At 45.2% G+C, this 26,874-nt stretch carries 29 protein-coding genes; 7 read left to right on the forward strand and 22 right to left on the reverse strand.

Going from position 1 to position 26,874, the window contains the following annotated elements; translation table 11 throughout:
• Positions 1-31 precede the first annotated feature (31 nt).
• The 3 genes from ribH to VC159_RS09580 all read left to right on the forward strand — a co-directional run bounded on the left by ribH (position 32) and on the right by VC159_RS09580 (position 2,646).
• Positions 32-547, forward strand: coding sequence for a 6,7-dimethyl-8-ribityllumazine synthase (ribH, locus tag VC159_RS09570; RefSeq protein ID WP_072583310.1), 516 nt, complete (start codon positions 32-34; stop codon positions 545-547).
• A 5-nt stretch (positions 548-552) separates the two neighbouring features.
• On the forward strand, positions 553-1,062 hold the full coding sequence (gene nusB / locus VC159_RS09575; protein ID WP_323473433.1) for a transcription antitermination factor NusB: 510 nt from the start codon (positions 553-555) through the stop codon (positions 1,060-1,062).
• Between the two features lie 111 nt (positions 1,063-1,173).
• Entirely contained in the window at positions 1,174-2,646 is a 1,473-nt protein-coding gene (locus VC159_RS09580; protein WP_323473434.1) for an NAD-dependent succinate-semialdehyde dehydrogenase, read from the forward strand.
• Positions 2,647-2,683: 37 nt separating this feature from the next.
• Here the strand turns inward: VC159_RS09580 and trmB are convergent, their stop codons facing one another.
• The 3 genes from trmB to VC159_RS09595 are packed head-to-tail and all read right to left on the reverse strand — an operon-like array spanning position 2,684 to position 4,809.
• The gene (gene trmB / locus VC159_RS09585; protein ID WP_323473435.1) at positions 2,684-3,463 is read right to left on the reverse strand and encodes a tRNA (guanosine(46)-N7)-methyltransferase TrmB; all 780 of its coding nucleotides are present in this window, start codon (positions 3,461-3,463) and stop codon (positions 2,684-2,686) included.
• Positions 3,460-3,924 (reverse strand): DUF2721 domain-containing protein, encoded by a 465-nt coding sequence (locus VC159_RS09590; protein WP_216232370.1) that lies wholly within the window; start codon positions 3,922-3,924, stop codon positions 3,460-3,462. The genes trmB and VC159_RS09590 overlap by 4 nt, the downstream gene beginning before the upstream one ends.
• A gap of 39 nt (positions 3,925-3,963) precedes the next feature.
• On the reverse strand, positions 3,964-4,809 hold the full coding sequence (locus VC159_RS09595) for an undecaprenyl-diphosphate phosphatase (protein ID WP_323473436.1): 846 nt from the start codon (positions 4,807-4,809) through the stop codon (positions 3,964-3,966).
• Between the two features lie 120 nt (positions 4,810-4,929).
• Here VC159_RS09595 and VC159_RS09600 point away from each other — a divergent pair, with 120 nt between their 5' ends.
• Positions 4,930-6,555 carry a TolC family protein gene (locus VC159_RS09600; protein WP_072583316.1) on the forward strand — a complete coding sequence of 542 codons (1,626 nt, stop codon included), beginning with the start codon at positions 4,930-4,932 and terminating at the stop codon, positions 6,553-6,555.
• A 6-nt stretch (positions 6,556-6,561) separates the two neighbouring features.
• On the opposite strand, the gene waaC is transcribed toward VC159_RS09600, so the two are convergent.
• From waaC to VC159_RS09635, 7 genes are all read right to left on the reverse strand, one after another.
• Complete coding sequence (gene waaC / locus VC159_RS09605; RefSeq protein ID WP_323473437.1) at positions 6,562-7,635, reverse strand: lipopolysaccharide heptosyltransferase I; 1,074 nt, start codon at positions 7,633-7,635, stop codon at positions 6,562-6,564.
• A 41-nt stretch (positions 7,636-7,676) separates the two neighbouring features.
• Entirely contained in the window at positions 7,677-8,243 is a 567-nt protein-coding gene (gene rfbC, locus VC159_RS09610) for a dTDP-4-dehydrorhamnose 3,5-epimerase (RefSeq protein WP_323473438.1), read from the reverse strand.
• Complete coding sequence (rfbA, locus tag VC159_RS09615; RefSeq protein WP_323473439.1) at positions 8,240-9,169, reverse strand: glucose-1-phosphate thymidylyltransferase RfbA; 930 nt, start codon at positions 9,167-9,169, stop codon at positions 8,240-8,242. Before rfbA ends, rfbC begins: the two co-directional genes overlap by 4 nt.
• Positions 9,170-9,210: 41 nt before the next feature.
• Entirely contained in the window at positions 9,211-10,233 is a 1,023-nt protein-coding gene (gene rfbD / locus VC159_RS09620) for a dTDP-4-dehydrorhamnose reductase (RefSeq protein WP_323473440.1), read from the reverse strand.
• Positions 10,193-11,251 (reverse strand): dTDP-glucose 4,6-dehydratase, encoded by a 1,059-nt coding sequence (rfbB, locus tag VC159_RS09625; RefSeq protein ID WP_323473441.1) that lies wholly within the window; start codon positions 11,249-11,251, stop codon positions 10,193-10,195. Before rfbB ends, rfbD begins: the two co-directional genes overlap by 41 nt.
• A 15-nt stretch (positions 11,252-11,266) precedes the next feature.
• On the reverse strand, positions 11,267-12,145 hold the full coding sequence (locus VC159_RS09630; RefSeq protein ID WP_323473442.1) for a hypothetical protein: 879 nt from the start codon (positions 12,143-12,145) through the stop codon (positions 11,267-11,269).
• Positions 12,146-12,225: 80 nt separating this feature from the next.
• Positions 12,226-13,287 carry a glycosyltransferase family 10 domain-containing protein gene (locus tag VC159_RS09635; RefSeq protein ID WP_323473443.1) on the reverse strand — a complete coding sequence of 354 codons (1,062 nt, stop codon included), beginning with the start codon at positions 13,285-13,287 and terminating at the stop codon, positions 12,226-12,228.
• A 95-nt stretch (positions 13,288-13,382) separates the two neighbouring features.
• On the opposite strand from VC159_RS09635, the gene VC159_RS09640 reads away from it, so the two are divergent.
• Entirely contained in the window at positions 13,383-14,267 is an 885-nt protein-coding gene (locus VC159_RS09640; protein WP_323473444.1) for an alpha-1,2-fucosyltransferase, read from the forward strand.
• Positions 14,268-14,272: 5 nt separating this feature from the next.
• On the opposite strand, the gene VC159_RS09645 is transcribed toward VC159_RS09640, so the two are convergent.
• The 8 genes from VC159_RS09645 to VC159_RS09680 form a co-directional block, all read right to left on the reverse strand.
• Positions 14,273-15,199 carry a glycosyltransferase family 2 protein gene (locus tag VC159_RS09645; RefSeq protein ID WP_323473445.1) on the reverse strand — a complete coding sequence of 309 codons (927 nt, stop codon included), beginning with the start codon at positions 15,197-15,199 and terminating at the stop codon, positions 14,273-14,275.
• A 3-nt stretch (positions 15,200-15,202) separates the two neighbouring features.
• Positions 15,203-16,102, reverse strand: a complete 900-nt coding sequence (locus tag VC159_RS09650; protein ID WP_323473446.1) for a DUF6492 family protein — start codon at positions 16,100-16,102, stop codon at positions 15,203-15,205.
• 15 nt (positions 16,103-16,117) lie between these two features.
• Positions 16,118-17,452, reverse strand: a complete 1,335-nt coding sequence (locus tag VC159_RS09655; RefSeq protein WP_323473447.1) for a hypothetical protein — start codon at positions 17,450-17,452, stop codon at positions 16,118-16,120.
• Between the two features lie 34 nt (positions 17,453-17,486).
• On the reverse strand, positions 17,487-18,446 hold the full coding sequence (locus tag VC159_RS09660; protein WP_323473448.1) for an aspartate carbamoyltransferase catalytic subunit: 960 nt from the start codon (positions 18,444-18,446) through the stop codon (positions 17,487-17,489).
• Complete coding sequence (pyrR, locus tag VC159_RS09665) at positions 18,446-18,946, reverse strand: bifunctional pyr operon transcriptional regulator/uracil phosphoribosyltransferase PyrR (protein WP_216232355.1); 501 nt, start codon at positions 18,944-18,946, stop codon at positions 18,446-18,448. The genes VC159_RS09660 and pyrR overlap by 1 nt, the downstream gene beginning before the upstream one ends.
• A 60-nt stretch (positions 18,947-19,006) precedes the next feature.
• Complete coding sequence (gene ruvX, locus VC159_RS09670; RefSeq protein WP_323473449.1) at positions 19,007-19,414, reverse strand: Holliday junction resolvase RuvX; 408 nt, start codon at positions 19,412-19,414, stop codon at positions 19,007-19,009.
• On the reverse strand, positions 19,407-19,946 hold the full coding sequence (locus VC159_RS09675) for a YqgE/AlgH family protein (protein ID WP_323473582.1): 540 nt from the start codon (positions 19,944-19,946) through the stop codon (positions 19,407-19,409). The genes ruvX and VC159_RS09675 overlap by 8 nt, the downstream gene beginning before the upstream one ends.
• Before the next feature lie 126 nt (positions 19,947-20,072).
• Complete coding sequence (locus VC159_RS09680) at positions 20,073-20,885, reverse strand: YdcF family protein (protein ID WP_323473450.1); 813 nt, start codon at positions 20,883-20,885, stop codon at positions 20,073-20,075.
• Positions 20,886-20,958: 73 nt separating this feature from the next.
• Between VC159_RS09680 and VC159_RS09685 the strand changes: the two genes are divergently transcribed.
• On the forward strand, positions 20,959-22,431 hold the full coding sequence (locus tag VC159_RS09685; protein ID WP_323473451.1) for a deoxyribodipyrimidine photo-lyase: 1,473 nt from the start codon (positions 20,959-20,961) through the stop codon (positions 22,429-22,431).
• Positions 22,432-22,480: 49 nt separating this feature from the next.
• A complete protein-coding gene (locus VC159_RS09690) occupies positions 22,481-23,320 on the forward strand; it encodes a symmetrical bis(5'-nucleosyl)-tetraphosphatase (protein ID WP_323473452.1) in 840 nt (279 codons plus the stop codon).
• 35 nt (positions 23,321-23,355) lie between these two features.
• Here VC159_RS09690 and hemL read toward each other — a convergent pair whose 3' ends face one another.
• The 4 genes from hemL to VC159_RS09710 form a co-directional block, all read right to left on the reverse strand.
• Entirely contained in the window at positions 23,356-24,657 is a 1,302-nt protein-coding gene (hemL, locus tag VC159_RS09695) for a glutamate-1-semialdehyde 2,1-aminomutase (protein WP_323473583.1), read from the reverse strand.
• Between the two features lie 13 nt (positions 24,658-24,670).
• On the reverse strand, positions 24,671-24,841 hold the full coding sequence (locus VC159_RS09700) for a rubredoxin (RefSeq protein WP_323473453.1): 171 nt from the start codon (positions 24,839-24,841) through the stop codon (positions 24,671-24,673).
• A gap of 82 nt (positions 24,842-24,923) precedes the next feature.
• A complete protein-coding gene (locus VC159_RS09705; RefSeq protein WP_323473454.1) occupies positions 24,924-26,360 on the reverse strand; it encodes a THUMP domain-containing class I SAM-dependent RNA methyltransferase in 1,437 nt (478 codons plus the stop codon).
• A 60-nt stretch (positions 26,361-26,420) separates the two neighbouring features.
• Positions 26,421-26,846 (reverse strand): CopD family protein, encoded by a 426-nt coding sequence (locus tag VC159_RS09710; protein WP_323473455.1) that lies wholly within the window; start codon positions 26,844-26,846, stop codon positions 26,421-26,423.
• Positions 26,847-26,874 lie beyond the last annotated feature (28 nt).

Genomic DNA, 26,874 nt, shown 5'->3' on the forward strand with positions numbered 1-26,874 from the left:
CCATTAAAGCCTGAATATTTTAAAGATTGATATGACGAGTTCCACTAATGATTTTGTAGGCGTATTAGAAGCAGATCTCAATGGTCAAGATCTCCGCATCGGTGTTGTGCAAGCACGCTTTAATGAAGATCATTGCGTAGCCCTAACCAATTCCTGTATCAATGAATTGATTTCTCTTGGGGTTTCTCAAGCAGATATCAAATTGGTTACTGTTCCTGGCGCACTAGAAATACCATTTGCCCTCCAAAAAATGGCCGAGACTGGTGAGTTTGATGGCTTAGTTGCCCTGGGAGCAGTCATTCGTGGTGAGACCTATCACTTTGAATTAGTCTCCAATGAATCTGCTTCTGGTATTACTCGCATTTCTATTGACTCTGGATTACCAATCGCCAATGGCGTACTCACTTGCGACACTGATGAGCAAGCCCTTGCTCGTGTTCAGGTAAAAGGCGCAGAATGTGCTCAAGCAGTAGTGGAGATGGCAAATTTAGCCTTGGCATTAACTCCTGATATTGATATCGAAATCAACTCGAGTGAAGAAGAATAATTCGCATGACTACATCTAGCCAAAACCCACTGATTCCAGAAGCCGGCAAGGAAGCAAAGCCCGCTCCAAAGCGCTCACTGACGCCGCGTCGCCGTGCTCGTGAATACGCTCTTCAGGGTGTTTATCAAAGCCTAGTTATGCGTCGTGCTGGCAGCATCCCCAATGCCGCCGCCATTGCTAAGCAGCTTGCAGAAGATCCAGCCTTCCGTCGCTGCCAGCTTGATCTATTTCAGGGTATTTTTGATGGCGTATTAGCTCGCACCGATGAGTTGGAGGCCATTATTACTCCAGCATTAGATCGCCCTATTAACGAACTCTCTCCAGTGGAGCATGCGGCATTACTCATTGGCGCATATGAGTTAGCTATCGATCTTTCGGTACCTTACAAAGTGGCCATCAATGAAGCAGTTGAGCTTGCCAAAACCTTTGGCGGCACAGATGGCCATAAATATGTCAATGGCGTACTAGATCTACTGGCCCAAAAGCTGCGTACAGCCGAGACTCAGGCAGGCTAAACATCCCCTAAGCAGCAGTAGAGCATCTCAGCCTCCAGACCCCAAAAGCTCGGAGGCTTTTTTATTTATTGGGGGATAAAATGATCTACATCTATACCAAGGTCAAACATCATGCAAAAAGTAGACATTCGCAGCCAATTACAAGATTCAAGTCTTTTTAGGGAAGAGGCTTTTATCGATGGTAAATGGGTTGGCTCTAAAAATACCTTCGTAGTTTCTAATCCGGCTACTGATGAGATCATTGCTTCGGTAGCTAATCTAGAAACCAAAGATGTTGAGCTTACTATCATCGCCGCTGAAAAAGCGCTTCCTGCATGGCGCAGCAAATTAGCCAAAGAGCGCGCGCAAATCATGCGCAAGTGGTTTGACCTCATTATTGAAAATACACAAGATCTTGCAAAGCTCATGACGCTCGAGCAAGGCAAGCCTCTAAGCGAAGCTGCCGGTGAAGTTGTTTATGGCGCTTCATTTGTGGAGTGGTTTGCTGAAGAAGCAAAGCGAGTTGAAGGCTCCATCCTCGGAACTACCTGGAGTGATAAGCGCCTCATGGTTCTCAAACAACCGATTGGTGTTTGCGTAGCCATTACGCCTTGGAACTTCCCGATTGCGATGATCACGCGCAAGATTGCACCTGCATTGGCAGCGGGGTGCACCATCGTGATTAAACCTGCTGAACTAACACCGCTATCTGCGTTAGCTCTAGCTGAACTTGCCAAGCGTGCGGGCATTCCAGATGGGGTGATTAATATTGTGACTGCTGATGCCAATCAGTCGATTGTGATTGGCAAAACACTTTGCTCCTCACCAACAGTGCGCCATCTATCGTTCACAGGATCCACAGAAGTCGGCCGCATCCTGATGGAACAGTGTGCGCCAACTGTCAAAAAACTTGCTCTGGAGTTAGGTGGGCATGCACCGTTTATTGTCTTTGAAGATGCCGATATCGATGCCGCCGTCAGTGGCGCCATGGCTTCTAAATTTAGAAACTCTGGTCAAACTTGTGTCTGCGCAAACCGCTTTTATGTTCATAAAAAAGTGCATGACCTGTTTGTTGAAAAGTTTGCCAAGGCACTATCCGTCATTAAAGTGGGTAACGGCATGGAAGCTGGTATTAGCCAAGGCCCTTTGATTGAAACTGCAGCTCTCGAGAAAGTACAAAAGCATGTTGCCGATGCACTGAGCAAAGGCGCCAAGCTTGTTACTGGCGGCAAACAGTCCATTGAAGGCAAGAACTTTTATGAGCCAACTATTTTGGCCAACGTAAACAGTCAAATGCTCATTACGCACGAGGAAACTTTCGGCCCTGTAGCACCCATCATTCCTTTTGAGAGTGATGAAGAGGTTATTCAGCTAGCCAATAGCAGTCAGTTTGGCCTGGCATCTTATTTTTACAGTCGCGACATCGGTCGCGTATGGAAAGTAGCTGAGGCCCTAGAGTACGGCATGGTTGGCGTTAATACTGGATTAATCTCTAACGAGGTTGCACCATTTGGTGGCATCAAGCAGTCAGGCCTAGGACGCGAAGGTAGTGTCTTCGGCATGGACGAATATCTGGAGATGAAATACGTTTGCGTTGGCTTATAAGCCTCGGCATTTCGTATTGACTACCTTTATTGCTGATTTATTTTTTCTTGTAAACCAGATCCCAAACACCGTGGCCTAGCTTGATGCCACGGTTCTCGAACTTAGTTACCGGACGATAGTCTGGACGCACGACATAGCCCTGATGCTCGGTATTGAGCTGCTCAAGGGTAGGCTTAAATTCATTACAAACCTCACCGGGTTTAGCAACATCCTCAGCGGTGAAAGTTTCTACTTTCATCAATTCACTGGAAGTATTTTGTAAAGTAGTTTCAGCATTCAAAACCAAGAGCATTTGCTCAGCATAGTTATGCCAATCGGTAGCTAAATGTAAATAGCCACCCGGCTTTAATCTAGAGACTAAAAGCCTTACAAATTCAGCTTGAATCAGACGGCGTTTGTGATGACGCTTCTTATGCCACGGATCTGCAAAATAAATATGGATTCCGTCCAAAGAATCTGGCGCAAGCATATTCTCTAAAACCTCAACAGCATCATGTCGTATGAGTCTGAGATTGGTAAGATTATTTTCACCAATGAGCTTGAGTAAGGCGCCGACGCCAGGAGGATGAACCTCGATCGCCAAAAAGTCATCATTCGCTCTCAAGGCCGCAATCTTAGCGGTGGTCTCGCCCATACCAAAGCCAATCTCCAATATCTTTGGTTTAGTTGAGCCGTTAAATGCTTCAATTAAATTGAGATTGGATGCTTGATAAGGCAGTAAAAACTGGGGTCCCAATTCTTCAATTGCGCGCTGCTGACCGGCGGTAGTTCTTCCGGCTCTTAATACGAATGAGCGAATCCTATCTACCCTCTTCATTTATCAAAGCCATTTGGCGTATTCCAACCTGCCGAGCGATAGGCATAAACAACCTCGGCCAGAACAATGGATAAAGAGGTCATAAAAAAGACGAGGCCCAGCACAAACGTCCAAATGACATAAGCGGTCTGTAACGAACGTACAGCGCCTGCTTGAAAGAAAAATAGTTCAAGAACCGTTAAGGAAATAAACACACCGCTGAGGACATCAAAAAATATGGCGGCAGTACAAAGGCGACCTCGAATTTGAGCCTCATCCGCCTCTTTATGCATGTGCTGTAGTATTTTCGCGTCCTTTACCTCACCCAGATTAATAGAATGCCGAATCGCACGCATACGATCAACAGAACGGGCTAAACGTCCAGAAATCGCATTAATCAAAGTTGCTACAGCAGTTAACAAAAATACAGGGGCTAGTGCCAGCTGAATGTTATTGGTAATTGCGTCTATTGATACATCCATATTGAAATGCCTTAACTTTGATGAGGGGTATTGGTTAGATCAGTGAGACCAAGCTATCAATCCGCTGTAAGCAGTAAATAACACTAACAAGCCAAAAGCGATTCGATACCAAGCAAATGGAATGAAGTTGTGGTGAGCAACATAATGAATTAACCAGCGAACGCAGATAAATGCAGAGATAAAGGCGGCAATGAAACCAACAATAGTAGCTAGAGTGAATTCTCCGGAGAAAGCTACCGGCGCCTTCCAAAGCTTCAGCAACTCATAAGCAGTAGCGCCACCAATCACTGGTATCGCCAAGAAAAATGAGAACTCAGTTGCAACGGCACGAGGCAAACCAAATAACATGCCGCCGATAATGGTTGCGCCCGAGCGAGACGTCCCCGGAATCAATGCGGCACATTGCGCTAAGCCAACTTTGAGTGCATCTAAGGGAGTGAGGTCATCTACTGATTTAATGTGACTAGAAACATCCGCGCGATTTTGTTGACGACGTTCAGCCCAAAAAATAACTAAGGCCCCCACAATAAAAGCGCTCGCTACAGGAATCGGCGAAAACAACACTGCTTTAATATGCTTGCCAAATAAGAAGCCCAAGCCCATCGCAGGAATAGAAGCGATTAATAAGTTCAGCACAAAGCGACGCGCAATGGGGCTGCCCGAGAATGAGGTAGCAACCTTCATGAGTTTCTGGCGAAACTCCCAGCAAACCGCCAAAATAGCGCCAAACTGAATAATGACCTCAAAAGCCTTGCCTCGATCATCATTAAAGTCGAGCAAATCTCCAACCAAAATCAGATGCCCAGTGCTAGAGATCGGCAAAAACTCCGTTAATCCCTCTACCACCCCCAGAATGACTGCTTTTAGTAACAAAATTAGATCCATAGCCCAAATTTTATAGGTATCTAGAGGTAACGCAGGGTATTTGGCAAAATAGCGTCTAAATGAGCATTTTGAATAAATTAGCCTTAAACTGCATGGCACATTGAAAAGTATCCGAATTACATGACCCCAACCCGCTTTAGACTTTCTCGACTTACCGCCTTTGGTTTGATCCTCAGTCAAGCGCTCGGTCTCGGCACCTGGTCATTCGACGCCCTTGCGCAAAGCCCTAGCGCGGCCCCTAGACCAGCCTTACCCACCCCAATGAGTGCATCGACCCTGATTGGCTTAGAGCAGCCACCACAGATAGCGCCACCACCTAATAAGACTGCATTACCTGATAGTGCAACCCCATCCTATCTTGGAAATAACAATTCAGGTAATAGCAATGCTCAATACAATGACCTCATTCAGCTTTATCAAGATGCCGCGTTTAGCGATCCAGTTTTAAACGCTGCGCGCTTTAACTATCAGGCGAGCAAAGAGCTCTTCTGGCAAGGCCTCTCTTTATTACTACCTCAAGCTAATGCAACACCTAGTGGTACGCGGTACTACCAGCATGGCGCTGGGTCTACAGTAGTCTCCACAGGCGCAGGCAACTCCCGTGTATTTGACCAGAAGAGCTACACTGTTACTCTCACCCAGCCTGTTTTTAACGTAGCTGCACTCGAGGCTTTTAAGCAAGGCGATCTGAATACCAAGATTGCTGATATGAATTTCTTTCAAGCTCAGCAAGATTTAATTCTGAGAGTTTCACAAGCTTACTTTGATGCGCTGACAAGCCAAGACAATGTGGCACTCTATCGCAACAAGAAAGACCTGATTAAGCAACAGTTAGATGTTGCTCAAGCCAAGTTTGATGCAGGCCTTGCAACCATTGTGGACGTCAATACAGCTCAAGCAAGCTTTGATCTCACCGTCTCACAGGAGATTGCCGCGCAAGCAGATTTAGTTGTAAAAAAAGGGGTTTTAGAGCAATTAGTTGGGCACCCAGTTGGCGCACTCAAGCCTTTAGTGAAAGCAGCCAAAATTGATGGTGTTCTGAAAGATCCCCGTAGCAAAAGTAAAGAAAATAAAAGCGCCACCCTTGTTGATAACGTCAATCCAGTACTGCCGCCTGGTCAAACTTTAGATGACTGGATTAATCAAACGGAAGCCGCAAACTTTAAAGTCTTAGCAAGTCAGCTTTCTGTTAGCTTGGCCGAAAGCACTTATCGCGCAGCCCAGGCTTTGAACTATCCCTCACTGAATTTAGTGGGCACTTCAGGCTACAACACTTCAAACGGCACACCGAATAGCTACACACCAGCTCAAACTAACGTCTATAACAATACTATTGCGTTACAAATGAGCATTCCATTGGTTTCTGGTGGCTTCAATAGCTCTGTCATTAGACAGAATGCTGCACTAGTAGATACCGCTAAAGCCAACTATGACAATGCAAGACGTACTGCAGCACAAAATACGCGCGCAGCATTCACTGGCTTCTATGGTGGTCTGGCGAGCGTTAAAGCCTATGAAGCGGCAGAGAGGTCCTCAGAGTCTGCAGTGGAATCTAGTCGACTAGGCTTTCAAGTTGGGACTTTAATTAATATCGACGTATTAATTGCAGTCGATACCTTATTTACTACCCGTTCCCTGCTGCAGCAAGCGCGCTACAGCACAGTCTTAAATGCGCTCAAACTCAAAGCAAGTGCGTCTAGCCTATCTGATGAGGATTTGTTGGCGATTAATTCTTTGCTACGTTAAGTCTAGTCAACTCTTAGACAATAAGTTCAAAGAAGCAGCAATCACTTCGTCCACATTCGGTGGTGCTTGTATATCGCCCACGTTACGAATATTCTCAGACCAATAACCTTCGGTCTTCCATCTTGGTGAATCGCAATAAATTTCTACTGTTGGCTTGCCCAAAACAGCAGCTAAATGGGTCAAGCCGGTATCTACACCAACAGTGAGTGCGGCACCCGCAATGACTGAGAAAGCATCCTCAATTGAAAATGCAGGCGGGACGATCGCACCCGGTATTTGACCTGCAATTTGAACGCTGACACTTCTCTCAGCAGCATTTCCCCAAGGAAACACCACTTGGAAGCCCTTGCTGGATAACTCCTTACCCAGATTTACCCAATTTTCATTGGACCAGCGCTTGGCCTCTCTAGCTGTTGAATGAAAACATAGAACATAGGGAGACTTTAATTTCTCAAAGATGCTTAATGCACTCGTATTTAGGGAGTCAACATAAGTCTGTGGATAAAATTTTGGGGCGCTAGCACGATCAACCAAGGGCCAATCTAAAGCTGAGCACATGACCCAGCGGGAACGGTCTACCGCATGACACTGAGCGGGGACCTGAACCGATTGGTTGTAGAAAGAACGGGCTATTGGCTCGTAGCCAGAAAACTCAGTTGCATTGGCAAGCCCTGCAATCACAACATTTGGGGATTTGCTAGCCAAAGAACAAACAATGGCTGATTTAAGCAGTCCTTGAGTTTCAATAATGACGTCATAAGAAACTTCTTGCAGCTCTTTTTTGAATCTAAAAAATTGCTGCCATGTTGACGCCTTGAGAAGATTCTTTTTCCAGCGACGCAAACCAAATGGAATGATGCGATCTATACCTCTAAATCCATCGCGACTTAAAAGTGGCTCAAGCAAATGAACATAACCTTCCTCAACTACCCAGTCAATTTGGGCATGCGGTAGGCGTGCGCGCAAATCCCAAACAATCGGTAAGTTATGAAGCACATCCCCCAACGAGGAAAGCTTCACTAACAAAATCTTAGGATTGGCAGAATGATTTACCGCGGAGGTAGAAGATACAGCGCTCATATGAGCATTATCTTATCTTTTTAAGAGCGCCTGATATTGAATTAGAACTTCGGGGCTGCATCCCATGAATGGCCAGCTGCATCTTTAGCATTCATATTGGGCTGAACACCAGTAGGCAAGGGCCACTCAACAGCAACCGTTGGATCATTCCAGGCAAGACAGGCTTCGCTTTGCGGGTGGTAGTAATCAGTGGTTTTATATAAAAATTCTGCCGTTTCTGAAAGCACTAGAAAGCCGTGTGCAAGTTTTGCTGGAATCCATAGTTGCTTGTGATTCTGCGCACTGAGTTCAACACCAACCCATTTGCCATAAGTCGGCGAATCTTTACGGATATCTACTGCAACGTCAAACACGCTACCTGCGACGACTCGCACCAATTTTCCCTGAGTCTGCTCTAACTGATAGTGCAAACCACGCAAAGTCCATTGACGAGAAAAGGAATGGTTGTCCTGAACGAACTCAACCTCTAGTCCAGTTGCTTTTGCGAAGTCTTCCGCATTAAAAGATTCTGTAAACCAACCGCGCTCGTCACCAAATACTTTTGGCTCTACGATGAAAACATCATGAATAGCGGTTGGCGTTATTTGCAACTTAGAAGGGGCACTCATTTGCTAGTCTTCTTGGCAGATAGAGAAATAGGCTGTGCAGAGGTATTGAGCTCATTCAAAATCTTGCCAAGATACTGTCCATAACTATTTTTACTGAGCTGCGCTGCCACTTTCTGAACTGCTTCTGCGGTGATCCAGCCTTGACGATAAGCAATCTCTTCGGGGCAGGCAACCATTAGTCCCTGGCGCTTCTGCAGCGTGGCGATAAAGCCAGCAGCATCGAGCAATGAGTCGTGAGTTCCCGTATCCAACCAGGCAAAGCCACGGCCCATGATTTCTACGCTTAATTCATTCTTTTCCAGGTAAACACGATTTACGTCGGTAATCTCAAGCTCCCCACGAGCGCTAGGTTTAATCGAGGCTGCAATGTCGCACACTTGGTTGTCATAGAAATACAAACCAGTAACTGCGTAACTGCTTCTTGGCTTTAGAGGCTTCTCTTCAATCGATAGTGCTTTGTAATCTTTATCAAACTCAACCACGCCATAGCGTTCAGGATCATTCACGTGATAAGCGAATACTGTTGCGCCAGTACCGCGATCGTTTGCACTGTCCAATTGGTCAACCAATTCATGACCATAAAAAATATTGTCGCCAAGAACTAAGGCGCTAGGATTATTTCCTACGAAATTCTTACCCAAAGTAAATGCTTGTGCCAAACCATCTGGTGAAGGCTGCACACAATATTCAATATTGAGACCCCACTGTGAACCATCGCCCAATAACTCCGAGAAGCGAGGGGTGTCATGTGGAGTAGAAATGAGAAGAATATCCCTAATACCAGCCAACATTAAAGTGCTTAAAGGGTAATAAACCATCGGCTTGTCATAAACCGGCATTAGTTGCTTAGAGACAGCCTGAGTAACTGGGTACAGACGAGTTCCAGACCCACCAGCCAAAATAATGCCCTTACGATTTACAGCCATGCAAATTACCCCTATTTAGTACCTCAGGCAGCAAGGGGTTTTTAGATCAAACCGTCCGCAGCAAGCTTGGATACGTATTCTTGAACCATGCCATCCCAAACTGGGAAATTTGGCACATTTTGGGGTTCATTATAAGAGTTTGAAGCTTCGAAAAGACCGCCCTGTAGTGCGCGACGTAATTTAGCGCTATCCATGCGGGAATTCATTGGCCTTGGGGCTGGTAAGGGGTATTCAATAGCCGGAATAGGCTTAATAGCCTCTGGTTTAGCTTTCAGCTGGATTCCTAAATCAAGGGCAGCCTGAATCGCCAAACAGGCCAATCCATACCAGGTCGTTTCCCCCGCAGGAACAGCATGATAAATACCTGAAGCAAAGCGCCTGATCTTGAAACGATCATCCAGACTCAGACTAAGACTCCCCTTAGCAAGCCAATTTGCGCTAGTTGGAACACCATGCTGATCATGAATGACTTTAAGCTCTTCACGATCCTTTGCTAGACGCAACATTGTCCGAATGAAATTACCGCCATCACCATAAACCCAGCTTGTTCTGAAAATAGCAAACAGCCCTAGTGCTGAGTTTGCAAAAGCCTTTTCTATAGCAAGCTCGCCAGCTACTTTACTTTTTCCATAAACACCTAATGGATTGCGTACATCATCCTCTACATACCAGCCATCTTTACTGCCATCAAATACATAGTCAGTGGAATAGTGCAAGAAAGTGGCGCCATGTTGTGCGGCATATAGCGCCATGAATTCTGGCGCTCGCGCATTAATGGCGTATGCCATATCGATCTCAGTCTCAGCTTTATCAACGGCCGTATAAGCAGAAGCATTGATGATGAGACTTGGCTTTTCTTTAGCAAGCAAAGCATTAAGAGCCTCGCCGTTACTGAGATCGCATTCAGTGCGACCAACATATTGAATGTTCACTTCATCCGGAAGTGCTACAGCATCAAAAAGCACTCGGAAGGCTTTACCTAGTTGACCATCCTTACCAAATACCAGAATATTCATTGGAAACTTAGTTGTATTGCTTTTGGACCCAGTCGCGATAAGAGCCACTCACTACGCCCTCAATCCAAGCTGGATTATCCAAATACCACTGAACGGTTTTACGAATACCGGTATCGAAGGTTTCTGCAGGGCGCCAGCCAAGCTCACGCTCTACTTTGCCAGCATCAATTGCATAGCGACGGTCATGACCAGGACGGTCTTTTACAAAGGTAATTTGCTCAACATATGGCTTGCCGTCAGCGCGTGGCTTGAGCTCATCCAAAATACGGCAAATCGTTTTCACAACATCGATATTGGCTTTTTCATTCCAGCCGCCAATGTTATAGGTCTCGCCCAATTTGCCTTTAGCCAATACTTCACGAATCGCAGAACAGTGATCACCAACGTACAACCAATCTCGAATCTGTTGACCATCACCATAAATTGGCAAAGGCTTGCTATTAAGTGCATTCAAAATCACCAAAGGAATCAACTTCTCTGGGAAGTGATAAGGGCCATAGTTGTTGGAACAGTTTGTTGTTACTACTGGGAACCCATAGGTATGGAACCAAGCGCGCACCAAATGATCCGAAGCTGCTTTGGATGCTGAATAAGGACTATTGGGCTCGTAAGAATTGGTTTCTGTAAAAGCGGGATCGGTTAACGATAAGGAACCATAAACCTCATCAGTAGAAACATGATGGAAACGGAATTCATCCTTCTCTTTTCCTTCAAGAGCATTCCAATACTCGCGCGCGCACTCTAATAAATTAAAGGTGCCAACAATATTGGTAGTTACAAATTCAGCTGGGCCATGAATTGAGCGATCCACATGGCTCTCGGCAGCAAAGTTGACGATGGCACGCGGCCGATGCTCTTTCAATAACTTAGCAACCAACTCTTTATCACCAATATCGCCATGAACAAAGATATAGCGTGGATCATTTTTTAAAGAGTCTAGGGTGGCTAAGTTGCCGGCATACGTTAATTTATCTAAGTTAACAACGCCTTCATTGCTCGGAACCTTCAGCCAATCCAAGACAAAATTGCCACCAATAAAACCTGCGCCGCCTGTTACCAAAATCATTTGATTGCCTCTAATTTAAGGGGTATGCATCAATTGTAGATACTTGTTAAAGCGTTTCTTACCAAATAACAAAATGCCTAATTTTTTAACGAGCTTTACTGCACCTCTAGGTTTAGGAAGCACCACAGGCTCATCAGAACCAGATGCCTTATTACAGTTAATCAACGCGGGGTTAATAAAGATGCGAAAACCTTTTTGACGCAACTCTCGATGATAGGGAGTATGGTCAGCAACATCTATCCCTCCGGCCTCTGAATCGGTGCCCGCATATCTACCCGCCAGAAATGCTTCACGCTTATAGATTCCCAAGCCACCAAATGCAGAATCCACCTCAATGAGGTCTGCACGAGGATCAATCACCACCTGCTTGCAACCAAGCGCAATCTCGGTAGCTGCCTTGTCACCCAGAATAAGCTCTAAGCGATGCTTTTGTTCCCAGCAATCCATGGGGTTCCAATGGGGATGACTTAAAGCCCAGATGTCATAGTAACCACCAAGCTGGTTCGCTGTAATGACATCCCAGGGTTCATCGACCTCCCAGCATTGCGCAATCTTTTCTGGTGTCACCAAGCCATTCATGCCATCTAAATCGGCCATAGCGACATAATCGATATTTTGATACTTTGGATCGTTTGCTACAGCGTCAATAATTAAATTTCTAGCGTATGCAATCCGATCCGTTCTTTTTGGAAGTTTTTTGCTGAGTTGACCAGCGGTGATGAATGAGAAATTCTTGAATTTCTTAGACATCTCCTCTAGTCTTTGCAGAGTGTCGTCACTAGAATCACTCTCAACAATAAAACAATAGACTGCTTTAAATTGACCAAGGCTCGTCAGAACCTTTTCAATATCGTTAGCAATATGGTTAGAGGCATTTCTGACGGGGCCAGCCAACAATATCTCCGATTCAGAGATAGGCTTTCTAGATCGTGAGCTGAAGTTTATTAGAGTCATAACGAATTATTGCACGGCTACTAGCGCTTAAGGCCAGCCACAATACGCTTAGCAAAGCTCTCAGAGGTATACGGGGAAAAGCCTGAGCCCCTCAAGAACTGAATGGAGGCGTTTTGATAAGAGGCAAAGGTTTGCGCAGTCATAGTGCTAATAAATTGATTTAGCGCACTGTAATCAGCGAATTTTCGGAAATCAATAAAGCAGTCAGATGGAATCGCATCGGCCACATTGGCCTCACCCCAATAAATAGGAATGCAGCCAGCAAACAAACAGTCAAAGATCTTTTCGGTTAAATACCCCGGAATATCTCTCGCATTCTCGAAGCAAATGCAAAACTTGGTCTTACTCAAAACTGCATGCTTAGTTGTTGCGGGCCCTTGATAACTAGGAAACACTGGGTTTGATGTAATCCATGGATAAATTTTTTCCATGCGGTAACGCAGCTTGCCTAATTTACCCAATCGCTTTTGTGGCACCTTCCAACCGTTACCATAAAGTTTCAATTCTCCTGACGCGTGTTTTTCAAACCATCGAACCGCTCGCACCCTTTCTGAATAGAGCTCTCGGTCGTCATGCGCATTGGCATGGCGATTGCTCCCAATCAAACAGACTAAATCTGGTCGCTGAGAAAATGGCAAGCTTACAAAGTCTTGCCCGCACTCTGACGGGATTGGATTGGGGTGGAAGATTTCAATAAAGCGTTCAGCAGGGATAACTCTTCCTTGATCATCGGAAAAACCTCTTTCTATCAGATCCTTATTCCAAGTGAAAATACCGTCGAATTGATTGAGGTATTGATATTCGGCATTTCTGGGGACGGTCAGCGGTGTCTCATACAGAATTAAATAATTTTTCTTAACGGATGGGGAAGCAAAGTCGATCGACTCAACATAGAGCCCAAAATCCGGACTCACGCCATTCTTCTCATTGACGTCTGCCGTGTGTAGCTCGACACCCTGACTCAGTGCAACTTGCTGCAAAACACGCATTGGCTCGAGACAATTGTCTCGATTACGTAGGCTATGAGGATTGAAAATGTCATCTTCCCCGTTTTCCCAACCGTAAATACTGCCAATAAGCATAAAAGACCTATTTATATGGAATATATAAAGAATGGGGGCTCTACGTTTTTAGCAAATGCACCAAAAGCCCCATCTAATGTTTTAATTATAAAGTTATGAATATCATCGCACAGCTACAGGGTGGACTTGGCAACCAACTCTTTCAATATGCCACTGGAAGGGCTCTTGCCCTGCAAAAGCAAGCCTCTTTACTACTTGACCATAGTTGGTATACCCAAACCTACGATGATGTGACTCCTCGAGAGCTACTCCTTAGTAAATTAAATACTAAAGGGTCCTTAATTTCCTTTCAGCCAAAGATTCAGCGCCCAAAACGCATACAACGGATTGCACAAAAATTCTGGCCCATTAATCCGTTTGTTTTTACAGAGCAAGCCTCTTATCGATTTGATCCTCGACTGATTAAGTCACCTGCTTTTAAACAGCAGAATCTCTACCTCATGGGCTATTGGCAATCTTATAAATACTTTGAGAGTATTAAATCGATTCTCCAAAGTGAAATCAGCCCAAAAAAACCTCTCGACACCCATTACCAAAACTATCTTCAGCAAATTCAAGCGGCTACTTCAGCCATGGTGCACGTGCGCCGCGGTGATTATGTGAATCTAGCTAGCGCTGCAAAAGTGCATGGATTCGTTGGCCTTGATTACTATCACGCGGGCATGAAGCTATTGCTGGAGCAAAATCCAGAAACCCATTTTTTTGTTTTCTCAGATGATATTGAATGGGCAAAAGAAAATCTTCCATACCCTGAAAGAGCTACATTTGTGCAGTCACTGAATAATGGTGATGCCGTCATTCAAGAGCTTGAGCTCATGACTCATTGCCAGAATCATTTGATTGCTAATAGCTCTCTCAGTTGGTGGGCAGCCTGGCTTACCAAGAATCCAAATGGCGCCATTTACTGTCCAAAAAAATGGATGAATGACACCAGCTTAGATTTAAATGATCTACTTCCGCCTAGTTGGCAGCGTATTTAACCCACCTAAGCTAGTCGCCCATAAAGACTGACCACAGTCGACACCATCAAGCGCTCTAGCCTAGTGAATGGTGTCAGAACGCCATTGCCGCGGAACTGGAAGCGCGCATAGATCTCGTAGTTGGCCATGATTGAAATGCTGGGAATATGTTGGTTGAGCCTTTTGATCATCGGCATGGCATAGCGTAGCCTGTCCATCAATGACATTGGACGTGGGCAATAATCAGGGCCTATATTCATACCTTTTAAATAATGCAATTGCATTTTCTTAAAGATCTCTCGAGCCGGGCCACCCTGCACTACGCTGATCTGATTCTCATGCAAGCGGTAAGTCAGCAATCTACTTTTAAGATTAGCAAAGCGCCAGCCTTTTAATGCAGCCTCAACAAAAAATGCATAGTCTTCAGCATGCTTATTTTGCTGCAAATAAGGCAAGTTCTTAAAAATTTCCGCCTTACCCATTACTGTAGGATTGCAAAACGGACTTCCAATAGTCAGTAAAGCCTTTAGATCCGCATTGGAGTATTTTTGTTTGGATTTTTTTCTAATGCCAGATTGCTCATTGATTGTCCAGTATGCCGTACCACACAAATCACATTCACCGCTCTCTAGGTAAGCTACCTGCTCTTCAAGTCTAGTGGGCTCTGCAACATCATCACAATCCAGTAAAGCGATGTACTTACCTTGAGCCTGCTTTGCTATCGCATTTCTGGCAACAATGAGTCCCTGGTTTTGGTCGGCAAGAATAGTTTTAATGCGTGGATCTGAGAAGCTCTGAATGATTTCTCGTGTTTGGTCGCTTGAACCGTCATCGTAAATAATCAACTCAAAATTTTGGTAGGTTTGATCAAGTACGCTCTGAATAGATAATGCAATGTACCTTGCAGCGTTAAACGCTGGCATAGAAATACTCACTAATGGGTGTGCGGCCATATGCTATAGATAGCTTTGCAGATATCGGCCAAAACGCTTTAAGCGCTTCAATAGACGAGAAGGTAATGATTTTTGTGAAGCGCCGAAATTCAACTCAGATTCCCAAGCGGACTGATAAATAATCCCCATGTAATGCTTTGCAACCTTAGCTTCGGTTTCACCAAGGCGCTTCATTAGGAAATATTGCCAATCGTAGTGATAGATCCGAAACAAAGGCTCAATCGCAATCAGCGGAATAGCGTGGAACTTTAGGAGGGCTTCTCCATAAATCAAAGTCTCAGGATATTCAGGGGTAATTAGATCCCAAATGCTGATACCTTGAGGTTGCAGAAATTGAGCATCCAAAGACTGCCATACCTTGGCCGACCATATGAACGGAGCTGGCGCGCAATAAAAATTAGGTCCTACACGGCCAAATAATTTTTGCACACGGTCCGCTTCAGCCCTAAGATCTCTCTCCACTTTATCTTGACCACGATTGGACGCAATCTGAAAAAGCTCTTTGTTCTGATGCAGGACTGTGTAAGGCACGCCATCTAAAGATAAGAAATCAGATTGATGAAAATCTCGAATAAATAAACAATCGGAATCTAGGCATAAATAGTTTTCAGATAAACCTAAGCGCCAAAACTCAGATTTCACAATCTGCTGTGACAAGCCGCCCGGCATAGCCCGATACTTTTCAAAACTAGCCTTAGGATTAGCAGTCACAATATCTTCATCAGCCACCCAGGTATAACCCTCTTGCCCCAAAACTTCTATGAGAAGTGCTTGATCTGTTTTTGGAGTAGAAATATAAAAAGGAAGGCGATCAACATTGAACTTATTGATAGAGTCCAACAGGCGTTTTAGACGCAGAAAATCCCTTGAATAGGATTTGCAGTAAAGAACAAAATCTTTCAAACGATATTCCTGTTGTTATTGAGAGTGGCTTTGTACATTCGTCAATATGGTATTAACAGCCTGATCAACGCCAATCGGCTTCCATACTGGCTCAATTAAATGTTTTCCCTGCCAGTCTAACCAAATTCTTTCCAAGGCCATGGCAATACCCTCAGAATCGCCTTCAGCACTTAAATATGCCCCTCTATCAAGCAACATTTGATCCAGCTGTGGATTGCGGTGGGTAATGCCCCAGATAGGACGACCGGCCCAGAGGTAATCGTAAAACTTGGATGGAATGTACTCGGCACACCACTCATCATTACCATGCAGCAATATCAAAACATCTGCCTCTTGCATCTTCTCGACAACTCGCTCGCGCCCAGACTTACCGCTGACAGGATCTTTTTCTAAACGACCATGCGCAAGTAATACATCAGAGAATCCCAATTGATTGATTGCCTCAAGCGATAGAGAGTCTAGAGGAGCACCATACGCATGGACACGAATTAAATTTCTAGCTTCTGGATATTTCTTAAACAGAGGAAACAGGCCATTTAATACAGTTGAAAGTGATCGGTCATTGGCTAGCGAGCCAAAATGACAAAGATTGAGCTGGGATGTGTATGCATGTGCCCTATTGGCATTAAGACTGCCAGGAGGCTCAGCACCAGGGGTGACTACAAAGCCATGGGCATTATGAGGTGTATTGAGATTGGGATTACGCACCTTTGCATAATGCAAAGCTCCTTCAGTAAACCACCAGACCTTGTCAGAGAAACGAGTGAGTTGGTTTTCTAAATAATGCCTAAATCGGGCATCTCGGTTTTTAGGTTTCTCAAATCCTGGATCACTGGGATTCTTACGAATGACCAATGGATCATGTACTTCGGAAATCAATTCAATACCGGTTGCTTTCTTGAGCCATACACCAGCCAAGTGAGCAGACCAAGCGCTACCAACAGACATCACCACATCAACCTTACCTGCGCGAATGAGTCTCCAGCCATGCAAAAAGGCTGGCAATGCCCATGACCATTGACTGGAATAGCCAAGACAAAGCTTCTCAATTGCAATGAGTGGGGCCAATAAGATTGAAACCGTTCTCGTGGTGATCTTGTAAATGAATCCACGACCATATTTATTGGCAACCCAATGACGAAAGTCAAAACGAAAACCTGAAGGGCCCCAAGCAATAAATTGGTAATGCGGAAAGCGTTGATCTTTAATGCCAGTAATAGCACTGAACACAATCGGCTCTACACCCGCCTCTAATAAATAAGGGATTTTGTCGGTAATGGTCAAACTAGCTGCACGACCATCCATATTGAAAGCATGGGTCAAAATCAACCAACGCTTTTTTTCCGTCACAGCGGGCAAAGAAATGGTCACTCAATTAGCTCGATTAGTTACCGGCAACAATGGACATCACAGCCATGCGGACTGCAATGCCAAACGTTACTTGGTTCAAGATCACGGATTGAGGACCATCGGCAACAATTGAATCAATCTCAACCCCGCGATTCATGGGTCCTGGATGCATGACGATGGCATCCGACTTGGCCAAGGCTAAACGCGCAGGATTTAAACCATATTGCTTAAAGAAGGCGTCTCCCTCGGGAACCTGACCAGTTTCCATGCGCTCCTTTTGAATGCGCAGGGTCATCACAACATCTACATCCTTGAGGCCCTCCTCCATGCTATGGAAGACCTTGACGCCCAACATATCTAGATTACTTGGCAGCAAACTTTCTGGACCAATCGCACGAATATCTTCACAGCCTAAAGTAGTCAATGCATGAATATTCGATTTAGCAACACGGCTATGAACAATGTCCCCCACAATCGCAACCCTCAAACCTTTGAAGTTTTGCTTAAAGTGGCGCATCGTATACATATCCAACAAGCCTTGCGTTGGATGTTGATGACTACCATCGCCTGCATTCACAACGTGCACATGTGCGGGTACGTGATTCGCGATTTCAATTGGAGCCTTAGATACGCTATGACGCACAACAAAAATATCAGCCTGCATTGCCACTAAATTATCAATGGTGTCGAGTAAGCTCTCGCCCTTAGCAGTAGACGATGTTGAAATATCTAAATTAATAACGTCTGCTGATAAACGCTTAGCAGCAATTTCAAAAGTGGTTCTAGTACGAGTAGAGTTTTCAAAGAACAGATTAAATACGCTTTTGCTGCGCAGTAACGGAACCTTCTTCACCTCGCGGGCCGGATCTGTCACGCTCACAAACTGTTGCGCAGTATCCAAAATATGCAGAATCTGCTCCTTAGGCAAGCCCTCTAGAGTGAGAAGGTGCGTTAGCTCTCCAGCCGCATTAAATTGATTTACCAGCTGACTCATTACTCACGCTCCTCTAGCTGAAAGCTGAACTTGCCAGCGGTATCTTTTTCTAAAACCAGAATTTGGTTATCCGGAACCTGTACCTGCTCACCTACAAAGTTAGCGGTTACTGGTAATTCACGATTTCCCCGATCGGCAAGGACCATGAGCTCAACTTGAGCAGGCCTTCCAAAATCAAATAACTCATTGAGAGCTGCTCGAACAGTCCTGCCAGTGAGCAACACATCATCTATCAAAACTACATTGGCGCCATTGACATCAAAAGGTAAATGCGTAGTCATAGTGCTAGCAGTACGTAAAGCAGTCATGCCTTTTTCCGCATAGTCATCCCGATGAAAAGCAACATTAATGATCCCAAAGTGTGGAAGCCCTAAATCATGGGCGAGCCGCTCTGCAATCCATGCACCACCCATAGCAAGCCCAGCAAGCTCGAAAGAGCCCTCTTGCGCTCTCTTGCGCAAGTTCTCTAGTAATTTTCCGTATAACTGTTCAGCATTCATTCTCTGGTCCGGGCTCTATATAAGAACTATTTCTTTTTCTAGTGTTTAACTTAATCTAACTTAAGGCTTCACACTTTGCTCTGCAAAATACTGCTCCAAAATGAGCGCTGCAGAGTGTGAATCTAGATTGTCGTGCATCTTGGAGTCCCCCTCTAAAACTGCTGAGGTATAGCGCTCATCCACCCAGAAAACCGGCAACTGAAAGCGGCCATGCAACTGATTGCCGAAGCGGACTGCCTTCGCAGTCATCTCATGGGGCGTGCCGTCTGGGTGGACTGGTCGGCCAACCACCAATTGGTCTGGCTGCCACTCTTTCAAGAGCTTCTCAATCACCTGAAAAAGAACATCGCTACTTGGCGCTGCAATGGTCTTCAAAGCTTGGCCTGCTTTTGTAACAGAGTTTCCGACTGCCACACCCACTCTACGGGTTCCATAATCAAATGCCATCACCGTCAATACGTCAGGCATGCCCAGCCTCTCCAGACAGATGAGACAAATCAAAACCTAGGTGACTCACCGCTTTTTCGTAACGCTGACTTGATGGGGTATTAAAGATGATCTCAATCATTTGTTCACGCGCCAATGGCACATTCATCCAGCCATTCAGCGTAATCTCTTCCTCAAGCTGACCAGCGCCCCAGCCGGCATAACCTAAGGTCATCAAAAAATGTTGCGGACCTTTGCCGGCAGCTACAGCTTCAAGGACGTCCTTGGATGTAGTCATCGTCAAGCCGCCCGGAATAATTAATGAAGAACTATAAGGTGATAGTGCATCAGACTCATGCAAAACAAAGCCGCGCTCTATTTGAACTGGGCCACCAAAATATACCGGCTGCTTTAATAAAGGGGCAATTTCTAATTTCAACTCAATCTTGTCAAAGAGCGTTTCCAAATCGACCTCAGTAGGTCGATTAATAACCAAACCCATTGCACCCCTCTCGGTATGCTCAAACAGGTAAATCACAGAACCAGCAAAATTAGGATCCACCATGCCCGGCATAGCAATTAAAAACTGATTAGCGAGATGGTCTGCGGAAAATGAAATTGATGACTCTGACACAGAAGCTCGTTCTGAAGCAGGGGGTGCTTTTTTAGCCGAAGTCATAAGGCTTATTTTACAGAATATCTAGATTTTTCCGGTAATCCAGTAAGCAAAAAGACCAACTATTTCATGAACGAGGATGTTCCAGTTGTGGGCTCCATCCACCAAGTCAAACATTGTCCACTGAAGGCTATTAGCCGTTTGATAATCGACCAACATTGGAAGCACTTCTAAACCCTGTTTTTGGAAAATCTTGGTAGAGCGGTACATATGGCTAGCGGAGGTAATTAGAAGCCATGGCTTAAGCCCTCCTGATTCTGTTTTTAAGCCAAACTCCTCAATCATTGGCTTCATATGAAGCACATTTTCATAGGTATTTCGAGACTGATTTTCGTAATGCGCGTTCTGCTCGCTTAAGCCCTGCTCTTGAATCAACTGCTTAAATGCATCCGCCTCTGTAACCCCCTTAGGTGTTATGCGCCCTGAATAACCGCTGAATATGAATGGCACATTGGGGTTCTTACGTATTAACTCGAAGGCTTTGGTCACTCTTTCAGCGGATGAGTAGATTGAAATCTCGCCACGATCAACGGCAATCTCTCCCCCTTCAATGGCGCCACCCAGAATAATGATGCCACCCACTTCATTATTCGATAATTTCGTAATCTCGGTTTTCGTCACGGCATTCTCAAGCGCTCTGAGAAACACTTCAGATGCAGGAAGCCAACCCACTAATGCAAGGTCTATCAAAGCCAGCACCAAAAACCTCTTACAGAGATGCGGTTTTCGCAAGGATAAAAAGAGAAGTGCCAGCAATACGAAAATAGGCACCCAATTGAGCGGCTCAATGCAAAATTGCACTACCTTCGAGAGAATAAAAAAGATCGTATCTATCATTCATTAGGATCTTAACCTGATTGCCCCGCCTAGCCGCCTGCATTTACTCTGAATAAGCCCTAATATAGGGGCTATGCAAAAAGCTCTCGTTTGGCTCCGCCGTGACCTCCGCCTCTATGACAATGCTGCGCTTCACCACGCCCTAAAAGAAAGTGGTCAAGTTTGGCTTACGTTCATTTTTGATACAGACATTCTCAAACCCTTATTGAAGGGTGATTTAGATGCCAATGGGCTCAAGCATGATCGCCGTGTAGATTTCATCTGGCAGGGCGTAAAGCAAATCGATGATGAACTTCAAAAGCAAGGCGGTGGACTGATCGTTCGCTTTGGCAACCCTACCGAATGTGTTCCTCAAATTGCAAAAGAGTTGGGCGTTGAAACCGTTTTCACCAATCACGACTATGAACCCTCAGCAATTGAGAGAGATGAAGCTGTTCAAGCATCTCTAGAAAAATTAGGAATTGATTTTAAGAGCTTTAAAGACCAAGTCATTTTTGAGAAGAAAGAAATTCTTACAAACTCAAATACTGTCTTTTCGATCTTTACGCCTTATAAAAATAACTGGCTCAAGACTCTCCAAGAAAAAGATCTTGCTGCCTATGAGTGCAGCCCAAAGCCTAAGCAATTGGGAGTCTTACCAAAAAAATTAGATCAAAAACTGCCTTCTCTAGAGTCGATGGGATTTTGCCCCACTGGCATTGAAAGCTATCTACCGCCTGGCTCCAAGGGTGGTCAAGCCTTTTTGGAAGACTTCCTACCCCGCATTGATCAATACCAAATCGGTAGAGACTTCCCGGCAATTAAGGGTGTTAGCTATCTTTCTACACATTTACGCTTTGGTATGCTTTCTATCAGAGGCTTGGTACGTGAAGCCCATCGTCGCATGTTAGCTGGTAGCATGGGTGCAACCATTTGGTTAAGTGAACTGATTTGGCGTGATTTTTATTTCATGATTCTGGCTAATCATCCTCGCTTAGCCACAGGCGCATCTTTTAAACCGGACTATGACAATATCGTTTGGGAATCTGGCTCTAAAGCAAAGAAGCTATTTGCTGCTTGGTGTGAGGGTAAAACAGGATACCCACTTGTGGATGCAGCCATGCATCAACTTAATCAAAGCGGCTACATGCATAACCGCTTACGAATGGTAGTGGCAAGCTTTCTGACCAAGGATTTAGGAATAGATTGGCGCTGGGGTGAAGCCTACTTTGCAGAACACCTCAATGACTTTGAGCTTTCCTCAAACAATGGTGGCTGGCAGTGGGCCTCTTCCTCAGGATGTGATGCGCAACCTTACTTCCGCATCTTTAACCCCATTACCCAGTCAGAAAAATTCGATCCAGAGGGTAAATTTATTAAACGCTACCTACCTCAACTAGAAAAGCTCTCCAAAAAGTCTATTCACGCCCCCTGGAAAGCCGGCCATATTGAGCTAGAGGCTGCCGGGATCGTAATTGGGCGTGACTATCCACTGCCGGTAGTGGATCACGATGAAGCGCGCAAAAATACCTTGGTGCGTTACAGCGTGGTTAAAAAAGTCGCCTAATCTATAGAATCATTCAAGGCCTATTCACAGTTCCGATTTAAGATAGGGTATGAGCAAGATCTACGCCGTAGGGGATGTGCAGGGCTGTGCGCCCTCTCTCAAAGCACTAGTCAAGAAACTTCCAAAAAAATCGAAGATGATTTTTTTGGGGGATCTCGTCAATCGCGGCCCAGACTCGCTTGGTGCATTACGCCAGCTAAAAGTTTTACAAGAATCAGGTCGCGCTGAATGCATCTTAGGCAATCATGATCTACATCTCCTGGCAATCGACGCAGGACTTCGAAAATCCAAAGGCCTGGACACTATTGAACCCATACTGTCGGCGCCAGATCGCAAAGAACTGATTCACTGGATTCGCAATCGACCCATGGCCTTGAGTAATGGCAAAGTATTAACAGTTCATGCAGGAGTGTTGCCGCAATGGGATCTGCAGCAAACCATTGAATGCGCGCAGGAAGTGGAAAAAACTTTACGCGGTAAATCATATAAAGACTTTTTAGCCAATATGTATGGCAATACGCCGAATCAGTGGAGTAAATCACTGAAAGGTTATGAGCGCCTTCGCCTCATCACCAATACCCTAACCAGAATGCGTTTCTGTACACCAACTGGCAAAATGGAATTTGAGAGTAAGGAAGGTTTGGAACAAGGTCCCAAAGGCTACATTCCTTGGTTCACAGTCCCAGGCAGAAAGACTCAGGACGTTCTCACGTACTTCGGCCACTGGTCAACATTGGGCTTACTACGTCAACATAATGTGATTGGCTTAGATACTGGCTGCGTATGGGGTGGCAAGCTCTCTGCCCTAGAAATCTCTAGCTCAAATAAAGACTCTAAAAATCTAGAGCTCATTCAGGTGAGTGGTTATGACCACCCACTCAGAATGTAAACAATCAGAAATATTGATTATTTAATACTTAAAGCTCAAAGCTTTTTAAAGGATTTCTCTGCAGCAGCAATAATGGCGTCGACCACTGCATTGTCATGCGCTATTGAAGTAAAGCCCGCTTCGTAGGCAGATGGCGCCAAATACACACCCTCATCCAGCATGAAGTGAAAGAACTTCTTAAACGCCTCAATATTGGTTTTGGTAACTGCCTCATAAGAAGTTGGTACGTGATCGGTGAAGTAAAAACCAAACATACCGCCTACGCTATCCACAGCAAAAGGAACACTAGCCTTATCTGCTGCTTGCTTTAAGCCGGTCATCAACTTTTCTGTTTGGCCAGATAAGCATTCGTAGAAACCTTCACGAGAAATAATCTCCAAAGTTTTCAAACCAGCAGCAACCGCTACCGGATTACCGGATAAAGTGCCCGCTTGATAAACATTACCCAAAGGGGCAAGCTTATTCATAATCTCTTTTTTGCCACCAAATGCCGCCATCGGCATACCGCCGCCCATGACCTTACCTAGGCAAGTGAGATCAGGGGTGATCCCCTGTAAAGATTGAGCGCCACCTAAAGCAACCCTAAAGCCAGTCATCACTTCATCATAGATTAAGACGCTACCATGCTTGCTCGTCAAAGCACGAATGGAGGACAGGAATTCTTTTGATGGCTGAATCAAATTCATATTGCCGGCAATCGGCTCCAAGATCACAGCGGCGATCTGATCACCCTGCTTTTTAAATACTTCCTCAATTGCCGCCACATCGTTATAGGGCAGCACTAAAGTGTGCTTCACCAAATCCTGCGGAACGCCACCAGAAGAAGGCGCATTTTGGGTGGAGTCAGCAAAGGTAAGTAAGCCTGAACCTGCTTTGACTAAGAGACTATCGGCATGGCCGTGATAGCAGCCCTCAAACTTAATAATTAAGTCACGGCCGGTGTAACCACGGGCTAGACGCAAAGCACTCATGGTTGCTTCGGTTCCACTAGAAACCATACGTACTTGTTCGACACTCGGCATGAGTGCGCAGATACGCTCAGCCAATTCAATCTCGCCTTCAGTCGGAGCACCATAACTAAAGCTGGTCTCGGCGGCTTTCTGAACCGCAGCCACCACTTCAGGATTAGCATGACCTGCAATCATTGGGCCCCAAGACATAATTAAGTCGATGTAACGCTGATCATTGGCATCCCAGAAATAAGGACCTTGGGCTCTAGTAACAAAACGGGGAGTTCCGCCCACCTGACGAAATGCTCGAACTGGAGAGTTCACGCCCCCAGGTATCGTCTTTTGTGCTCGCTCAAATAAAACTTCGTTTTGATCTACTTTTGCCATCATTACTTCCGAATTAAATTGCCATCATTTCAAAATCTTCTTTACGGGCGCCGCACTCTGGACAAGTCCAGTTCATCGGAACATCTTTCCAAAGGGTTCCAGGTGCAATACCTTCATCAGGTAGACCAGCGGCTTCGTCATAAACCCAACCGCAGATCAAACACATATACGTTTTCAATTCCATTATTTAGCTCTCCGAATATTTTTTAGCTGCATGAATTTGGCTGTATTAAGCTTGCTCGTCTATTTTAAGATTTTTGAGTGTATTAAGCCGGTCGCTTAGCATGCATCTCAAACTTGAATAAACGGCACTCCAAAGGACCATTAAATAAAGGGGTGCGCTTAGATTCTTTAATACGTAACTGGCCTGGCAAAGCCATATCTGCTGTTAACACAAAGATATTCCAGCCACCAAAATCTTCTTTAAGATGTTGGCCGAACTGAAGCAAAAACTCTACAAACTTTGGATCCTGCTCTTCTTGAGCTTGCAGTTTTTTCAAAGACTCACGGCTTGAACGCTTAGCACTTTGACGACCTGTTTCTAAGTTCAACTCAAAACGGTTATCAGGTTCGTCATCGTAATTAGCATCTTCACTAGAAGCGCGATCCTGACCACGTCCACCTTTAATTACCAAGCGCTCGCCATAAGGAGGATTTAATAACATTACACCCTCGCTGAGATTACCTGGGGCTTTGGCTGCCAAAGCATCAACTTGACGCACTACCGGCTGATCGGGCAATTGGGCTCTTTGCCAATTGCCTTTGAACATCGACACCAATTTCTCGTTGATATCGCCACCGGATATTTTCAGAGCATCGACATTTGGGTATTGCTTACGCTTTTCCAACATCAAAGCAAGTGCCGCTTCTTTCAAATCTACCCAGCGTTTTTGCTCAGCAGCTTCATTAAATGGCTTAAGTCTCTGAAACCCAAAGCCATGAGCGGAAGTCACCAAGGGGCGATAAGCTAATCGACTTGGCTTGGCATCATCGCCATACATGCCCGCACGAATAGCGCCCGGCGGAACACCTAGTGCTGTCTGCGCAGCCTCAATTAAGAAGGTGCCGCTACCGCACATAGGATCAAATAAAGCTTGCCCTGGTTTCCAAGAGGTAATCGACAAGATACCAGCGGCTAAATTTTCCTTCAGAGGTGCATCACCCTTTTCATCACGCCAGCCCCGCTTGAACAATGCTTCACCCGAAGTATCTAAATAAATTGTGATTTGATTAGCTGTTAAATGGGCCTGCACTCGCACATCCGGAAAGGCAGTGTCGATACTGGGGCGATCACCAGTCACATCGCGCAAACGATCAACGATGGCGTCTTTAATTTTGAGGGTTGCAAAATTTAAGCTCTTTAATGGGGAGCGATGCGCTGTCACATCCACTCGTAAAGTTTGCTTTGAACTAAACCACTCCTCCCAGGCCAAGCCGCTCGCCAATTTATATAAGTCCTCTTCTTGCCTATAAGGCGCTTGGGCCATTTGTAATAACACCCGACTCGCAATGCGGGAATGCAAGTTCAGCGCCATTGCAGCGGAAATCGGTGCAGCAAGACCAACACCACCCGTAGGGCTAGTTGGCGTAGGATCAATTACCCATGCCCCCAAGGCCTTACATTCTGGGCGTCCAGCAATCTCTGCTAGCTCCTGGGCAAGCGGTACTTCCAAACCGCCTGGACAAACAACAAAAAATCTCATGAGGCTAACAGTCTTTAAATGGGGGGATTAAAAAAATAAAACAGTATTAAAAAGCTGGTCTTAAGGCTTAAACAACACCAGGGCAACAATAATGACCAATAAGATCACTGGGACTTCATTAAACCAACGAAACCAAACGCCAGATCGTTTATTGATGCCTGCACGAAACTTCTTGAGCAAACTTAAACAGGCATGGTGATACCCAATCACCAAAATCACAAAGAATAATTTGGCATGCATCCAAATATCGCCAGCACCAATGCCAAAGTAAAGCCATAGCGTCAGACCTAGCAGTACCGCTGGCACAGCCAAGATTGTCATAAAGCGGAAGAGGCGATCAGCCATACCCAAAAGACGAGCATATGCCTCAGAGTTTTTCTCTTCAGCCAAGTTCACAAAAATTCTGGGCAGGTAAAACAAACCGGCGAACCAAGAGGTAATGAATACGATGTGAAAGGTTTTTACCCAGAGGTAGGCGTTGCTCATATGTAGTTTGCTCTATTTATTTTTTTAC

Origin of the sequence: Polynucleobacter sp. JS-JIR-II-c23 (genome assembly GCF_035011225.1) — a bacterium.
GTDB lineage: Bacteria > Pseudomonadota > Gammaproteobacteria > Burkholderiales > Burkholderiaceae > Polynucleobacter.

Bases quoted from the DNA above. Each gene is read 5' to 3' on its own strand.
- ribH (WP_072583310.1), top strand. From the start codon at position 32: ATGACGAGTTCCACTAATGATTTTGTAGGCGTATTAGAAGCAGATCTC.
- nusB (WP_323473433.1), top strand. From the start codon at position 553: ATGACTACATCTAGCCAAAACCCACTGATTCCAGAAGCCGGCAAGGAA.
- VC159_RS09580 (WP_323473434.1), top strand. From the start codon at position 1,174: ATGCAAAAAGTAGACATTCGCAGCCAATTACAAGATTCAAGTCTTTTT.
- trmB (WP_323473435.1), bottom strand. From the start codon at position 3,463: ATGAAGAGGGTAGATAGGATTCGCTCATTCGTATTAAGAGCCGGAAGA.
- VC159_RS09590 (WP_216232370.1), bottom strand. From the start codon at position 3,924: ATGGATGTATCAATAGACGCAATTACCAATAACATTCAGCTGGCACTA.
- VC159_RS09595 (WP_323473436.1), bottom strand. From the start codon at position 4,809: ATGGATCTAATTTTGTTACTAAAAGCAGTCATTCTGGGGGTGGTAGAG.
- VC159_RS09600 (WP_072583316.1), top strand. From the start codon at position 4,930: ATGACCCCAACCCGCTTTAGACTTTCTCGACTTACCGCCTTTGGTTTG.
- waaC (WP_323473437.1), bottom strand. From the start codon at position 7,635: ATGAGCGCTGTATCTTCTACCTCCGCGGTAAATCATTCTGCCAATCCT.
- rfbC (WP_323473438.1), bottom strand. From the start codon at position 8,243: ATGAGTGCCCCTTCTAAGTTGCAAATAACGCCAACCGCTATTCATGAT.
- rfbA (WP_323473439.1), bottom strand. From the start codon at position 9,169: ATGGCTGTAAATCGTAAGGGCATTATTTTGGCTGGTGGGTCTGGAACT.
- rfbB (WP_323473441.1), bottom strand. From the start codon at position 11,251: ATGATTTTGGTAACAGGCGGCGCAGGTTTTATTGGTGGCAATTTTGTC.
- VC159_RS09635 (WP_323473443.1), bottom strand. From the start codon at position 13,287: ATGCTTATTGGCAGTATTTACGGTTGGGAAAACGGGGAAGATGACATT.
- VC159_RS09640 (WP_323473444.1), top strand. From the start codon at position 13,383: ATGAATATCATCGCACAGCTACAGGGTGGACTTGGCAACCAACTCTTT.
- VC159_RS09645 (WP_323473445.1), bottom strand. From the start codon at position 15,199: ATGGCCGCACACCCATTAGTGAGTATTTCTATGCCAGCGTTTAACGCT.
- VC159_RS09660 (WP_323473448.1), bottom strand. From the start codon at position 18,446: ATGAGTCAGCTGGTAAATCAATTTAATGCGGCTGGAGAGCTAACGCAC.
- pyrR (WP_216232355.1), bottom strand. From the start codon at position 18,946: ATGAATGCTGAACAGTTATACGGAAAATTACTAGAGAACTTGCGCAAG.
- ruvX (WP_323473449.1), bottom strand. From the start codon at position 19,414: ATGCCTGACGTATTGACGGTGATGGCATTTGATTATGGAACCCGTAGA.
- VC159_RS09675 (WP_323473582.1), bottom strand. From the start codon at position 19,946: ATGCCGGGCATGGTGGATCCTAATTTTGCTGGTTCTGTGATTTACCTG.
- VC159_RS09680 (WP_323473450.1), bottom strand. From the start codon at position 20,885: ATGATAGATACGATCTTTTTTATTCTCTCGAAGGTAGTGCAATTTTGC.
- VC159_RS09685 (WP_323473451.1), top strand. From the start codon at position 20,959: ATGCAAAAAGCTCTCGTTTGGCTCCGCCGTGACCTCCGCCTCTATGAC.
- VC159_RS09690 (WP_323473452.1), top strand. From the start codon at position 22,481: ATGAGCAAGATCTACGCCGTAGGGGATGTGCAGGGCTGTGCGCCCTCT.
- hemL (WP_323473583.1), bottom strand. From the start codon at position 24,657: ATGGCAAAAGTAGATCAAAACGAAGTTTTATTTGAGCGAGCACAAAAG.
- VC159_RS09700 (WP_323473453.1), bottom strand. From the start codon at position 24,841: ATGGAATTGAAAACGTATATGTGTTTGATCTGCGGTTGGGTTTATGAC.
- VC159_RS09705 (WP_323473454.1), bottom strand. From the start codon at position 26,360: ATGAGATTTTTTGTTGTTTGTCCAGGCGGTTTGGAAGTACCGCTTGCC.
- VC159_RS09710 (WP_323473455.1), bottom strand. From the start codon at position 26,846: ATGAGCAACGCCTACCTCTGGGTAAAAACCTTTCACATCGTATTCATT.